The organism is Nguyenibacter vanlangensis (genome assembly GCF_013376155.1).
GTDB classification, from domain to species: Bacteria; Pseudomonadota; Alphaproteobacteria; order Acetobacterales; family Acetobacteraceae; genus Gluconacetobacter; species Gluconacetobacter vanlangensis.
Genome location: NZ_JABXXP010000033.1, coordinates 1 through 14,495 on the forward strand (window position 1 = coordinate 1; position 14,495 = coordinate 14,495).

At 63.9% G+C, this 14,495-nt stretch carries 11 protein-coding genes and 1 tRNA gene; 5 read left to right on the forward strand and 7 right to left on the reverse strand.

Annotated features, from left to right (window positions below; all coding sequences use genetic code 11):
* The first annotated feature begins 319 nt into the window (after positions 1-319).
* Positions 320-2,125, forward strand: a complete 1,806-nt coding sequence (gene lepA / locus HUK84_RS04120; protein WP_176639122.1) for a translation elongation factor 4 — start codon at positions 320-322, stop codon at positions 2,123-2,125.
* Between the two features lie 125 nt (positions 2,126-2,250).
* Positions 2,251-2,341, forward strand: a tRNA-Ser gene (locus HUK84_RS04125).
* A gap of 327 nt (positions 2,342-2,668) precedes the next feature.
* Here HUK84_RS04125 and HUK84_RS04130 read toward each other — a convergent pair.
* The 7 genes from HUK84_RS04130 to HUK84_RS04160 all read right to left on the reverse strand — a co-directional run bounded on the left by HUK84_RS04130 (position 2,669) and on the right by HUK84_RS04160 (position 9,528).
* Positions 2,669-3,847, reverse strand: a complete 1,179-nt coding sequence (locus tag HUK84_RS04130; protein ID WP_176639123.1) for a radical SAM protein — start codon at positions 3,845-3,847, stop codon at positions 2,669-2,671.
* A gap of 150 nt (positions 3,848-3,997) precedes the next feature.
* Positions 3,998-4,564: a CC0125/CC1285 family lipoprotein gene (locus HUK84_RS04135; protein WP_176639124.1), complete on the reverse strand. Its 567-nt coding sequence runs from the start codon at positions 4,562-4,564 to the stop codon at positions 3,998-4,000.
* Positions 4,565-4,827: 263 nt separating this feature from the next.
* Complete coding sequence (locus HUK84_RS04140) at positions 4,828-5,718, reverse strand: alpha/beta fold hydrolase (RefSeq protein WP_176639125.1); 891 nt, start codon at positions 5,716-5,718, stop codon at positions 4,828-4,830.
* Positions 5,719-5,956: 238 nt separating this feature from the next.
* Positions 5,957-6,622 (reverse strand): TetR/AcrR family transcriptional regulator, encoded by a 666-nt coding sequence (locus HUK84_RS04145; protein WP_246285371.1) that lies wholly within the window; start codon positions 6,620-6,622, stop codon positions 5,957-5,959.
* A 111-nt stretch (positions 6,623-6,733) separates the two neighbouring features.
* Positions 6,734-7,681, reverse strand: coding sequence for an SDR family oxidoreductase (locus HUK84_RS04150; RefSeq protein ID WP_374729258.1), 948 nt, complete (start codon positions 7,679-7,681; stop codon positions 6,734-6,736).
* Between the two features lie 84 nt (positions 7,682-7,765).
* Complete coding sequence (locus HUK84_RS04155; protein ID WP_246285372.1) at positions 7,766-8,110, reverse strand: con-10 family general stress protein; 345 nt, start codon at positions 8,108-8,110, stop codon at positions 7,766-7,768.
* Between the two features lie 386 nt (positions 8,111-8,496).
* Positions 8,497-9,528: an aldo/keto reductase gene (locus HUK84_RS04160; protein WP_176639128.1), complete on the reverse strand. Its 1,032-nt coding sequence runs from the start codon at positions 9,526-9,528 to the stop codon at positions 8,497-8,499.
* 120 nt (positions 9,529-9,648) lie between these two features.
* Between HUK84_RS04160 and HUK84_RS04165 the strand changes: the two genes are divergently transcribed.
* The 3 genes from HUK84_RS04165 to HUK84_RS04175 all read left to right on the forward strand — a co-directional run bounded on the left by HUK84_RS04165 (position 9,649) and on the right by HUK84_RS04175 (position 14,454).
* Entirely contained in the window at positions 9,649-10,296 is a 648-nt protein-coding gene (locus tag HUK84_RS04165; protein ID WP_218064203.1) for a TetR/AcrR family transcriptional regulator, read from the forward strand.
* Positions 10,297-10,857: 561 nt separating this feature from the next.
* Positions 10,858-13,008, forward strand: a complete 2,151-nt coding sequence (locus HUK84_RS04170; RefSeq protein WP_176639132.1) for a peptidase domain-containing ABC transporter — start codon at positions 10,858-10,860, stop codon at positions 13,006-13,008.
* A gap of 3 nt (positions 13,009-13,011) precedes the next feature.
* Positions 13,012-14,454: an HlyD family type I secretion periplasmic adaptor subunit gene (locus tag HUK84_RS04175; RefSeq protein WP_176639130.1), complete on the forward strand. Its 1,443-nt coding sequence runs from the start codon at positions 13,012-13,014 to the stop codon at positions 14,452-14,454.
* The last annotated feature ends 41 nt before the right edge of the window (positions 14,455-14,495 follow it).

Below are 14,495 nucleotides of genomic sequence, written 5' to 3' on the forward strand. Positions count from 1 at the left end.
AGGGCGGCGCCCAGCGTGCGGGCCGGCGGGACGCTGCCGCGGTCCATGACGGCGGGTGCTGTCCTGCCGTGCCGATTCCCATTGTGCCGGTCCCTGTCGTGCCTGTCGTGTCCCCTGCCCTGCTTCATGCGGCATCCCACGCGATCCGGCGGCCCCGTGCCGCACCTGCAGGAAAGGGGCTCTATCACAGGAAGCTGACGGGACCCTGAACGTGGTGTGCCGACGGGGCGGCCCGACGGGATGGGCCAAGGGGGCGGGGACGGAGAATTTCGATGCGGGCCCGCTGACTTTCCCGGGGTTTTGGCCTATGTCTCCGCCCATGACCGACACACCGCTCTCGCTGATCCGCAATTTTTCGATCATCGCGCATATCGACCATGGCAAGTCGACCCTGGCCGACCGGCTGATCCAGGCCTGTGGGGCGCTGAGCGCGCGCGAGATGACGAACCAGGTCCTGGACAACATGGAGCTGGAGCGCGAGCGGGGCATCACCATCAAGGCGCAGACCGTGCGCCTGACCTATCCGGCCAAGGACGGCAAGACCTATGTGCTGAACCTGATGGACACGCCGGGCCATGTCGACTTCGCCTATGAAGTCAGCCGGTCGCTGGCGGCGTGCGAGGGGTCGCTGCTGGTGGTCGATGCGTCGCAGGGGGTCGAGGCGCAGACCCTGGCCAACGTGTATCAGGCGATCGACGCCAACCACGAGATCGTCCCGGTGCTGAACAAGGTCGACCTGCCGGCCGCCGAGCCCGAGCGGGTGAAGGCGCAGATCGAGGAGGTGATCGGCATTCCGGCCGATGACGCGGTCGAGATTTCGGCCAAGACCGGCCTGAACATCGAAGGCGTGCTGGAGGCGCTGGTCACCCGCCTGCCGCCACCGGTGGGCGACGACAGCAAGCCGTTGCAGGCGCTGCTGGTCGATAGCTGGTACGACCCGTATCTGGGCGTGATCATCCTGGTGCGCATCAAGGAAGGGCGCCTGCGCAAGGGGTCGCGCATCCGCATGATGTCGAACGGCGCGGTCTATCACGTGGACCAGGTGGGGGTGTTCGCGCCGCGCATGGTGCCGGTGGACGATCTGGGGCCCGGCGAAATGGGCTATATCAACGCGGCGATCAAGACCGTGGCGGATTGCAATATCGGCGATACGGTCACCGATGACCGCCGGCCGGCCGAGACGCCGCTGGCGGGGTTCAAGCCGTCGATCCCGGTCGTGTGGTGCGGGCTGTATCCGATCGATGCCGACGATTTCGAGAAGCTGCGCGACAGCCTGGCGAAGCTGCGGCTGAACGACGCGTCGTTCCATTACGAGGCCGAGACCTCGGCCGCGCTGGGCTTCGGCTTCCGCTGCGGGTTCCTGGGGCTGCTGCATCTGGAGATCATCCAGGAGCGGCTGAGCCGCGAGTTCAACCTGGACCTGATCGCCACCGCGCCGTCGGTGGTCTACCGCCTGTATCGGACCAATGGCGGGATGGAGGAGCTGCACAACCCCGCCGACATGCCGGACGGGTCGGTGATCGAGAAGGTCGAGGAACCGTGGATCGTCGCGACGATCATGGTGCCGGACGAGTATCTGGGCGCGGTGCTGACGCTGTGCACCGAGCGGCGCGGCATCCAGAAGGACCTGACCTATGTCGGGAACCGGGCGATGGCGGTGTATCGCCTGCCGCTGAACGAGGTGGTGTTCGATTTCTACGACCGGCTGAAATCGGTGTCGCGCGGCTATGCCAGTTTCGATTACCAGATGGACGGGTATGAAGAGAGCGACCTGGTGCGGATTTCGATCCTGGTGAACCAGGAGCCGGTCGATGCGCTGGCCTTCATCGCGCATCGCTCGGCCGCCGAGACGCGCGGGCGGTCGATCTGCGCCAAGCTGAAGGAGCTGATCCCCCGGCAATTGTTCAAGATCGCGATCCAGGCGGCGATCGGCAGCCGGGTGATCGCGCGCGAGACGATCGGCGCGATGTCGAAGGACGTGACGGCCAAATGCTATGGCGGCGACATCTCGCGCAAGCGCAAGCTGCTGGAAAAGCAGAAGGAAGGCAAGAAGCGCATGCGCCAGTTCGGCAAGGTGGAGATCCCGCAGAGCGCGTTCCTGGCCGCGCTGAAGATGGATCATTAAGACCGCCGGCAAAGCCTGGAGCCGGGAGAGCGCATCGGGGCTTTGCCCCTTGCGCCGGGCGGAAATGTTGCTATGTTCCGCGCCCAGACGGCGGGCCGCCCGGAAGGTGGGCCCGTTTGTGCGCCGGAGAGATGGCCGAGCGGCTTAAGGCGCACGCTTGGAAAGCGTGTGTACGTTAATAGCGTACCGTGGGTTCGAATCCCACTCTCTCCGCCAGATGCTTGATTTCATTTGGTTATTTTTTGGCTTCGGCAGTGTGTGGCACATGTTGGTGGCACGCACGGGAAGCCGACGCCGGCACCTTACATGCAGCGCAGGCGGTCGGTCCGGCACCTGAAAATCAGCGGTGCAAGGCGGCGGAGAAAGCTCTGCTTGCCGGAATACAGGAGACCTGCGTCCGGGGTACCCTCCGCAGCCATTCCGACGATGCCATGCATCGTCGGAACCTTCGGCGGCTTCGCCCATCGTCTTGCGGGCCTGGGAGATGTTGCCAGTTGCTTCGACAGTTCCGGCAGGCCGATTTTGGCGCAGACGGTCTTCTGGTCACGGGGCGTGAGGAGGTCCTCCGATGGCTGCGGCGGGGGGCCGCGTCACCCGGCCTCTCCGGCCCCGCCGCAGCCCTGGTTGGGCTTCAACGCGACCGGCAATTGCCTTGCGTTTGCGTGCCGCCAAGCGACGTATGTGCGGCATTTCCTCCATAATCGATCCGAGGGATTGCGCGACTTCGCGTCGGAAGAGGGTTGCTATGGCGGATCGGACGTGGCCCGCTTCCAAAGCATGGGCCGCGTCCAACGCGGCGACCCCGGCGTGCATCAACATGCTCGCATTCCGGTAGCACGCCATCATACAAGCATTGCATGGCTCGCGCTGATCCGGAATTCCGTCGAGGTCGAAGACTGAGCCCATCGGGTGGCTCCACGCCTCGCAACGCCAGATGTCGAGGTTCCAATCGAGGTAGAAATACTTGTAGCCGCCGACACAGGGTACTCGCTGCGGCTCGCCACGTACAAAACGTGCGACTTCGTCGAGCGATGCTTGAGAGTTCATAACCGGGAAATGCTTCTTCAATTTGGCGATTGCCGCAAGGGCATCGAGCAGTTCAGCGCGGTTGAAGTCGACCAGTTTCGATTCCCCGCCAAACACCAGGGATGTTGAGCCAAAGGGCTCGCGACGCGGATACGAAAATTCGACCGCGTCGAACCCGAGCCGCTTCAGGGTTTCGGGGAGCTTGTCGTAATGAACGAGCCGGCTGACCGTAACAGAGGCCTGGACCCGCAGGCCAAGAGATCGCGCCCGCGCGATGCCCTCTGCGATACGCGTGGCAAGTCCGTCCAGGCCTCGGTTTTTCTCATGTACATCAAACTCGGCGCTGTCGATCGAGACGATCAGATTCGTGAGTCCAGCCGCAGCCAGGGCGTCGACATACCGAGGCAAAAACCAACCATTCGTGATGAGAGTTGCCCGAATGCCGGATGCGGCCGTATCCGATACGAGGCGAACGATGTCCGGATGCACAAGAGGCTCGCCACCCTGGAATGTTACGTACCGTATGCCCCGTCGGTGCAAGATCGGCAGTGCGCGTGCGAAGTCTTCCGCATCAACGTATCGTTTGGGGCCGATCAGCGCGTTGTTCCGCGAAAAACCGCAGAAGTCGCAGGCTGCGTTGCAGACATTCGTTACTGAAAGGTCGCAGATTGCGGGGAGCTGAGGAGTCAGCATCATCACGTCCCTCCATCACGGAGCCCCGCCGCAGTCTTCCACGACAACGCGGGATCGCTTTTCCCGGATTCTCTGCCGCCGCTGGGCGGGAGTTTCAGTCGAGGGGAGCCTCGATCATCTCTCTATGACGCTGCAGGGAAAATCATCGGACTGTCACGAAGGAGCCGGGGAGGTTGGAGCGCCCGGTGCGGGTTCGATGTGGATGACGGTCGGTCCGATCTCGTGCATGACCTCACGTGCGTCGTAGGCATAGAGGTCGTTGAGCGGCTTGGTTCCGTGATAGAGGACGATATCGGCTATCGCATCATAGCTGTTGATGGGTTGGGAATAGCTTGTTCCGGAGCCGCCCCACGGACCAACGCCGCCCCTTCCATGGCGCCACCCCCAGCCGCCGCGCCAACCCCAGGCCAGATTGTCGCCATAGCTCTCATAGGCTGTATTCTTGTCGACGGCCTTGTTTACAATGACAAAATAATCATAGCCATTTTCCAGAGTGACCTCCGCGCACCGATACAACATATATGTGTCGACAGTCTGGCGTGATGTCTCCGCATTGCCCCGGAAGGATATTCTGAAGCGATTTGTCTCGATCTGTTGCGTCGTATATCCCTCTCCAGCCTTCGTTGCCGGCTGGTACGGTGTTGGGTGAGTGCAGGCTGTTGCAATGATCAGTCCGGAGATCGCGGCGATCTGGCGAACCGTCATAAGGGGAACGGGCATTTCTTATCTCCCCACGTGATGAGCAATATTATCCGGACATTCGATGTCGCTCTCGCATGTTGTCCTTGTGCGGATTGTGATGCGGCGGAGTTCCGGCCCGATAAGTCGCAGTCCGCGTGGACCTGCCTGCTTTCCAAACATGGACGCCCGCGACATATCCGCATTCAATCCTTCTTCGAGCGCGAAAACGGGCGAAAAGTTCGATATCGCGCCACAAACATTGGTTGAGTGGCTTTGCTTTCCTGCCACGCTCGACCCTTGCTTCAGATCGCACCGAAAAAGCGAGCCAATGCGTCTGTGACGGCTTCTGGCTGTTCCTCGGGCTGGAAATGGCCGCAATTCCTGATCGTCTCCCCCCGGACGTCCCGGCCGAACGGACCGATCATGGCCGCGATGTCGGGAATCGAGCCTTGATCGGCGCTCAGCCCGAGCACCGGCATTTCGAGCTGGCGCTCGGCCGCCAGCGCCCGGTTCTGTTCAGCGGAACGTGCCGCAGCGCGGTAGAAGGCGAGCCCGGCGCGCATACCGCCAGGTGCGGAGAAGATGCGCAGATATTCGTCGATCTCCTGTTGCCCGTAACAGGCCGGGTTGGCTGTTTTGTTCCAGAAGAACCATTCGAGATATGGCCGTTCGCGTCCCTCGATCAGGATTTCCGGCAAATCCGGGACCGCGTGGAAGCCGAAATGCCAGGTTTTCCAGGATTTATCGGAGGATGAAGGCAGCATGTCGGGCAACGTGATGCCTGGAATCCCGGCATCCATCAGGGTCAGCGCCTCGATCTCCCGGCCGAACATCAGCGCGTAGGGAAAGGCGACCCAGGCGCCGACATCATGCGCGGCCAGGCAATATCGTTCGAGCCCGAGCTGCGCGACGAAATCATGCAGGCGCCGTGCGACGGTCGCAGTGTCGTAGCCATCGAGAGGGCGGTCGCTGTCACCCTGGCCCGGTAAATCGACTGCCACGACGCGGAAATCCCGAGCCAGAGCGGGCATGACCTTGCGCCAGGCGTACCAGCTCTCGGGGAATCCGGCGACGAGCACGATCGTGCGCCCGGATTGGACGCCGCCCTCGACAAAGTGGAAACGCAACCCGTTCACGGTCGTGAAACGGTGGGCGAAGCCGGCCGGTGTTTCCGGCAGGGTGCCGTGGATCATGTGGGTTTCTTTCCAGTCTAGTGTCCTGCCCGAGAAATTCTTATGAGAATTTCTCGGATCAGCAGGCCATTAAAATATTGATTCTAGTGTCCTTTCGATCCCGAAATTCGCTTGCGAATTTCGGAATCGGGACACTAGAGCCATATCGGTGAGGGGCGGGCCGAACAGGCCCAAACGATCGATCGGCATGGACGGGACAACCTGCCGGCGAGCGGCGCCATGAGGATGAAAAGCATGGTCAGTCCAGTATCCTGAGGGCGCGCGCGACGAAGATTTCGCCATCCTCGGTGAACTCACCTGCCTTGCCGACAACGCGCATGCCCTGCAGCAGAGCGAGTAGAACCGTGGCAATCGCGCAGGCATCGCCCTTCGCCGCGATCGATCCGTCACGTTGCCCTTCTTCGATCAGCCGGCTCAGCATCGTCTGCCGTGACGAGATTTGCGCACGCAGGATGTCGGCCGCCTGGCCGACCTGATCGATATCGGCGATCCCGGCGACGATCAGGCAACCCAGCCTGCCGTCCCGGCCTTTACTGAGATCGACATAGAGCCTGAGGAGGCCCTCGATCCTGGCGCGGGCATTTTCCGCCTGTTCGAAGATCGTCGCGATATGGGCCTCGCGCAGCGCGATATAATGTTCGAGCGCTTTGACGAACACGCCCTCCTTATCCTGATAGGCCTTGTAGACGCTGCCGACCGTCAGGCCCGTCGCCTTGGTCAATTCGCTGATGCCGACGCCTGAGAAGCCGGACGCACTGAACAGCGCGATCGCACCGTTCAGGAATTCCGCTTCATCGAAGACGCGCGGGCGCCCCCGGTTTCCCGCTCGAATGTCCTGTGTCATGTTGCCGCCCGTTTTAGGAAACGATCGTTTCCTAAATAGCAGCTTCGCGAACGGAGTCAAGCGCGCCCGGGCATGATCGGGATGATGAAAAAGCGGGCTGCAGAGAGGCTATGGTGACCTGAAGTCGTTCGTTACCGGCTTTGTTGCTTTTCGACCAAAGCGCGCGAACGTCTACGCGATGCCTTTGCCGCCGGTGACGCCATAGACCTCGCCATTGATGAAGCTCGCTTCCTGTGACGCAAGCAGCACATAGATCGGGGCCAGTTCCACCGGCTGCGCCGGACGCCCGAAATCGCTGTTCTTTCCGAAATTCTCGACTTTGTCCTCCGGCTGGCCGCCGCTAGGCTGCAGGGCGGTCCAGACCGGGCCTGGCGCCACGACATTGGCACGGATGCCTTTTTCGATGATCTGGCCGGCCAGCGCCTTGGTATAGGCCACGATGCCGGCCTTGGTGGTCGCATAATCGAGCAGGTTTTCCGATGGATGATAGGCTTGGACCGACGCAGTGGCGATGATCGACGCTCCTGGTGGCAGGTGCGGCATCGCCGCCTGGGTGATCCAGTACAAGGCGTACAGATTCGTCTTCATTGTTCGGTCGAAATCCTCGCTCGAGAGCGCTTCCAGCGTCTCGCGGAATTGCTGCCGGCCGGCATTGACCACCAAGATATCCAGGCCGCCCAGCCCCGCGACTGCCCGGTCCACCAGTTCCTGGCACCAGGCTTCATGCTGGATATCGCCGGACAACGCCACCGCCCGGCGGCCTTCGGCCTGAATCAGGGCCATGACCTCTTTGGCGTCGGCATCCTCTTCCGGAAGGTAGGCAATCGCCACATCCGCGCCTTCTCGCGCATAAGCAATCGCGGCGGCACGCCCGATTCCGGAATCTCCTCCGGTTATCAATGCTTTGCGGCCCAACAATCGGCCCGTCCCCCGATAGCTCTGCTCACCATGGTCGGGAATGGGATCCATCTTCCCCGTTAATCCCGGCCGGGGCTGAGGTTGCCTGGGAAACGGCGGCGATGGGTATTGCGTACGTGGATCCTGCATTGTCAGACGGTCGGTCATGACGTGCTTCTCCTTCGTTCGATCTCCGGACGGACGGCTCGGGGCGGTCGTCATGCGACCGCCCCGGTGGTCGTCACCGGCCTGTCCCGCCGGGCAGTATCCGGTGCTTTTCGCACGATCCCTGAACGACTTGCTCTTTTACTCGCCCTTATGGGATGCGTGGCCGCCCTTACGGCCGGCTTCTACCGCTTTTTCGTGATCCTGGGCAAAGTTGCCGGGATTGTGCTCGGCGCCGCCGCCGCCATGGCTGTGCTGGCCGCCCTTGCGGCCGGCCTCTGCCGCCTTTTCGCGATCCTGAGCGAAATTGCCGGGATTATGCTCGGCACCGCCGCCGCCATGGCTTTGCTGGCCGCCCTTGCGACCGGCCTCTGCCGCCTTTTCGCGATCCTGGGCGAAATTGCCCGGGTTATGTTCTGCACCGCCGCCACCGCGGCTGTCGGCCGCGCGCACGATGGACGAATGGTAAATTTCCGTGAAATTCATGATATGCTCCATTTTTTTGAAAAGGGAGCCTCGCATTGCGCGACGGTCACCATGGACTCGCTGCCCCCTAGCCGCCCGACATGCGCATCGGGCGAAATCCCAGATAGTGCCTACAAGATTTCCTACACGGCCATCGCTTATCAACGATTCGCGAGCTATATCGCAAGATCATGATATTTCGAAACTTCCGTATCCCGGCGTTCTCATATCGACGCCTTGAGGCCCGCTGTCGGATTTCAAATCGTGCAACTGCCAGGCAGCGTCAAGCTTTGGCGGAAACTGGGCTATGGTGATCAAGATTACGGGGTCAAGCCGATCTGCCGTCAACGGAACTCTGTCAGTTTTTGCAGGACAATGCGGACGAACTGGCTGTCTTCATCGTCAGGTCAAGCAGCTTTTCGCTCGGCAATCGGCCGTCGGCGCAGGCTTGCCTGCTTCACTGCCGGCGGCTGGTAATTCGCCTCGTTCACGCCGATATCGACGCCCGGCGGCACGACTTGATCAATCTGATCCAGAACGTCATCACTGAGCCGAACTTCGGCGCCCGCCAGCAGGTCATCGAGCTGCTGTTGGGTGCGGGGACCAAGGATCGCCGAGGTGACGGCGGGATGAGCCATAACGAAGCCGAGGGCCATATGAGTCAAAGACAGGCCCGCCCCCTGCGCGATCGGGAGCAACTGCTCGATCGCGTCGAGACTGCGCTCATCGGACATTTGCTTGGGGAAGACTTTGACACGCAGGGAGTCGGGGAGCGGTTGTCCCTTGCGATAGCGACCCGTGAGCATCCCCTTCGAGAGCGGACTCCAAACCAGGACGCCCATGCCGTAGCGCTGGCAGGTGGGAAGCATCTCCCGCTCGATGCCGCGATCCAGGATGGAGTAAGGCGGCTGCTCCGTACGGAAGCGGCCAAGCCCGCGTCGCTCGGCGACCCACTGGGCCTCGACGATTTCGGATACGGGAAAGGTCGAGCTGCCGATCGCGCGTACCTTGCCCGCGCGCATCAGATCAGTGAGAACCGACAGGGTTTCCTCGATATCAGTGTCCGGCGCCGGGCGGTGAATCTGGTAGAGGTCGATATAGTCGGTCTGCAGGCGGCGCAGTGAGCCCTCTACCGCAGAGGTGATCCACCGCCGCGAGTTCCCCTGCATATTCGGATCGTCGCCCATCGGGCCATGCACCTTGGTGGCGAGCACGATGCGGTCACGCCGTCCCTTGAGGGCTTTGCCAACGATCTCCTCGGATTCTCCAGCGCTGTAGCGATCGGCGGTGTCGATAAAGTTGATGCCGAAATCCAAGGCCTTGTGAACGATCTGGATGCAGTCATCGTGATCGGGATTGGCCAATTTTCCAAACATCATCGCGCCCAGGCAGTAGGGGCTGACCTTGATCCCGGTGCGACCGAGCGTGCGGTATTGCATGGCGTTCTCCTGTGGTTGCGATCGTTTGGCGGCGACCGCCGATCCGTGATAGCCAGCATAACCGGAACGGCGTTCCGGGTTTATACGGAACGATGTTCCGTTTTTCAACCGGATTCTATGATGAACGAGGAAGCAGACGATCAGACCGGCGGTTCGAACCGCGAACGCCCAGCCGAGCGCCGCCCGCGCGCCGATGCGCAGCGCAATCTCGACGCGTTGCTTCGTGCGGCGAAGGCGGTGTTCGCCGAGTCGGGCGTGGACGCACCCGTCCGCGAAATCGCTGAGCGTGCCGGTGTCGGGGTAGGCACCGTCTATCGGCATTTCCCGCAGCGCGCCGGCCTTATCGCCGCGGTCTGCCGTCAGGAAATGGAGGCCTGCGCCGACGCGGCGCCGCTTCTGGCGAACGAGAACCCGCCGTTCGAGGCATTGATGAAATGGTTGCAGCGATACGCGGCCTGGGTTGGAACGAAGCGCGGGCTCGCAAAGGCGCTGCATTCAGGCGATCCGGCATTCGAAGCCCTGCCCGCATATTTCGAGCAGCACCTGCGGCCTGCCTTCCGAACGCTCTTCTCGTCCGCCGTCGCCGCCGGCGTGGTTCGGGCGGACGTCGATCCTGACGACCTTCTCGGCGCGGTTGCGAGCCTGTGCATGTCTGCGCACAATAGCTCGGCTGATCACGCGGGGCGCATGGTAGCGCTTCTTGTGGACGGACTGCGCTATGGATGCGTCGCGCCAACGGCGCAGGTGGCCGGTCGGCTGCGGGAGTGAAAAGAGCCAGCTCGGGCCCGGGTCTGTGTTTGTTATTTTAAAACTATTGTGGCTATCTGCGTCATTCCGCAGCATATTTCAATCCGGTGACAATTCTCACGCGTACGTCAGAAGGGGCTTGCCACATCATGCGTTCGTGAGTATTTCAGAATGTAGCCAGCCGAATGAACTTAAGCGGTTCAGGGCGCATGGCCGCCGGGTGGATCCGCTCGATCCGTCCCGGTATTTCATATGACGGCGCCTCCGGTGATTTTACGGATATTGCGGCCGGTATTATGGTTCTTCCGTCTCTTCGTCCCCAGGGCGCGGGGAGCGGGCTGCCGATGGCATCGGTGCGTGATTTTGTAGAAATCGATATTCCACCATTTCTTTTCACCGCGTGGATGCACGGCGTTATCGTGCGGCCGGCAGGTCCCTATGGGCCCCGCGTGGCGGCGTATGAAGGAAGAGTGCGTGAACGAATCCCATCGCGCGTCCGGCGCCTTTGCGTCCGCGCGTCCGGCGCCCGATCCGACATCCCATCCGGCATCCGATCCGGCAACGGCGCGCATCCAGGCCGCCATGGCGGCGGCGCGCCATCATGGGCTCGACCTCGACCCGCGCGATTTCGCCCGCGAGCCGGGGGAGGACACGCCCTCGCCCGCGACCCGGGCCCGCTGGCTGACCGAACAGGGCGCGGTGGCGCGGGGTATGCGGCTGACATGGCCGCATCTGATCCGGCTTCACAACACGCCGCCGATCGTCTTGATGTTTCGCGACGGCGCCGCGGCGCTGATGGTGCGCGCCGATCCCGCGCGCGGCCTGGTCTGGCTGCGCGATCCGATGGCGGCGGCGTCCGATTCCCCCGTTCCGGTCGATGAGACCCATCTTTCCCAGCTCTGGACCGGCGACGTGCTGCTGGTCAAGCGTGCGCGCGACGCGACCGAGGCCGACGCGCCGGTCAACGCCGCCTGGATGCTCCGCATGGTCCTGCGCGAGCGCGGGCTGCTGCGCGATATCCTGCTGGCTTCGGTCATCCTGAGCGTCCTGGCCGTCTTTCCGGCGCTTCTGGTCATGCAGGTCATCGACCGGGTGGTCAATTACGCGTCGATGGCGACCCTGTTCTCGATCACCGCGCTGATGGTGATCCTGTCCGGATATGAAATGCTGCTGTCCCATGCCCGGCGCGAACTCACGCTGGTGCTGACGACGCGCATCGACACGCGGATTTCGCTGCATGCCTTCAATCGGCTGCTGTCGCTGCCGCTGGATTTCTTCGAGCGCGAGCAGGGCGGCCAGGTCATCGGCCGCGTCATGGCCATCTTCAAGGTGCGCGACTTCCTGACCGGCCGGCTGCTCAGCACCTTCCTCGACCTGTTCACCCTGATCGTCATCCTGCCGGTGCTGTTCTATCTCAGCGCCACCCTGGCCTGGATCACGCTGGCCGCCGCCGCCCTGATCGGCCTGATCGTCCTGGTCTTCATGCGGCCGATGACCCGTCTCTATGGGCGCGTCATCGGGGCCGAGATGGCGCGCAACTCGGTCATGCACGAATCGGTCGCCGGGATCCGCACGATCAAGACCCTGGCCCTGGAATCCGCCCGGCGCGAGGAATGGGACGACCGCACGGCGCAGGTCGTGCGCTGGCGCCTGGCGGCCGGCCGGCTGGCCAACTGGCCCGCGACATTGTCCGCGCCGCTGGACCAGTTTCTCAATCGCGGCATCATGCTGGTCGGCGCGTGGCTGATCCTGACGGGCCATTCCGGGCTGGCCGCCGGCGGGCTGATGGGCTTCATGATGCTGGGCGGCCGCGTCGCCGCGCCGCTGGCCAGCCTGGCCCGCCTGCTGGAGAACCTCAACGAGGTCGCGTCCTCGCTGTCCGAGGCCGCGCTGGTCCTCAACCAGCCCACCGAAACCCGCGCGCTGACCACCGGCATGCGGCCGCAGATCCATGGCGCCCTGTCCTTCGGCAATGTCGATTTCACCTATCCCGGCGCGACGGTCAAGGCGCTGGACGATGTCAGCTTCGCGGTGCCGGCCGGCACCATGCTGGGCGTGGTCGGCCGCAGCGGCTCGGGCAAGTCGACCATCACCCGGCTGCTGCAGGGCGTCAGCCGCGCCTATACCGGCCAGCTACGGCTGGACGGGGTCGATCTGCGCGACATCAACCTGACCCATCTGCGCCGCTCCTGCGGCGTGGTGCTGCAGGATAATTTCCTCTTCCGCGGCACGATCCGCGACAACATCACCGCCGGCCGTCCCGGCCTGACGATGGACGACGTCGCCCGCGCCGCCCGCCTGGCCGGAGCCGACGAATTCATCGAACGCATGCCCGGCGGCTATGATACGTGGATCGAGGAAGGATCGACCAATATTTCCGGCGGCCAGCGCCAGCGCCTGGCGATCGCCCGCGCCCTGATCGCCGACCCCAGGCTGATGATCCTGGACGAGGCCACCTCGGCCCTCGATCCGGAAAGCGAGGCCCTGGTCAACGCCAACCTGCAACGGATCGCCCGCGGGCGGACCATGGTCATCGTCTCGCACCGCCTGTCCTCGCTGGTCCATTGCGGCCAGATCCTGGTGATGGATCGCGGCGCGGTGGTCGATATCGGGCCGCACGCGGCGCTGCTGGACCGCTGCGCGCTCTATCGCGGACTCTGGATGCAGCAGAACCGCCATGCGCCGGTCGTCGCGCGGATCCCCGCGACGGCCGCGCGGGCGGAGGGGCGCTGAACCATGAGCCATTCCGACGCCACGTCTCCGGCAGCGCCCTTGGCGGCCCCCCTTGTGGCCCCCCTGGCGGCGAACGACCCGTTTTCGCCGCGCGACCTGCCGCCCGCGCTGCTGGAATTCCACTCGCCCAGCACCGCGCTGATCAACCTGCCGCCCACCGCGTCGGCCCGGCATACGACCTGGGTCGTCGTGGCCATGGCGGTGGCCAGCTTCGTCGCCATGGGCGTCTTTCCGCTCGACCGGGTCGTTTCCGCCGGCGGCCATCTGGTCTCGACCGATCCCACTCTGGTCGTCCAGCCCTTCGATACGTCGATCGTCCGCTCCATCGACGTGCATGAAGGCGATTTCGTGCGCAAGGGACAGGTGCTGGCGCGCCTGGACCCGACCATCAGCACCGCGGAGCTGGAGAATCGCCGCGCCCAGGTGGCCAGCTACGCGGCCGAGGTCGCGCGCCTGACGGCCGAGGCCGAGGGCCGCCAGTACGCCCCCGACCCGCGCAATCCCGCCTCGGTCCAGGAGGCGGCGACCTTCCTGCGCCGCCGGCAGGAATACCAGGCCAAGATCCAGGATTACGACCACCAGATCGCCGGCCAGCAAAGCGCGCTGCAGGGGGCGCTGGCCAATGCCGCCATGTATGCCGCCCGGGCGCGGGTCGCATCGAGCGTGCTGTCGATGCGGCGTACCCTGCAGCGCGACCAGGTGGGCAGCCGCCTGTCCACCCTCGGGGCGCAGAACGACCTGATGGAGGTCGAGCGTGCCCAGATCGCCGCCCGGCAGGACGCGGCGGGCGCGCGCGACAAGATCAGCGCGCTGACCGCCCAGCGCGCGGCGGTGATCAGCGACTGGAGCGCCGCGACCCTGCAGCAATTGTCCGAGGCGGAACATCACCTGTTCGACGCCCGCAGCGACTATGCCAAGGCGCAGTTGCGCGGCAGCCTGGTGGAACTGCGCGCCGACCGCGACGCGGTGGTGCTGACCATCGCCCGCATCTCGGTCGGTGCGGTGGTCAATACGGCGGACCGGATGATGACCCTGGTGCCGGTCGGCAGCGGGCTTGAGATGGACGCCGTGCTGCGTGGCGCCGATGCCGGATTCGTGCGCACCGGCGACAAGGCTCTGCTGAAATTCGCGACCTTTCCCTACGACCAGTATGGCGGCGCGGATGCCACCGTGCGCACGATCAGCGCCGACTCCTTCTCCGCCGGCGCCGACGAGCAGGAGCAGCGCGGGCACGACGCCGCCCCGGCCGCCGCCGACGGCCAGCACATGTTCTATCGCGTGCGCCTGCGGATCGACCGCATGACCCTGCGCGGCGTGCCGTCCTTCTTCAGGCCGCGCCCCGGCATGCCGGCGACGGTGGACATCAAGGTCGGACGGCGGACCATCCTGCAATATCTGTTCAGCCGCATCGCGCCGCTGGCCACCGAGGGCATGCGCGAACCATGACGGCGCGCGCCCCCATAGCGGCGCTGCGCCGGCACGTCGCC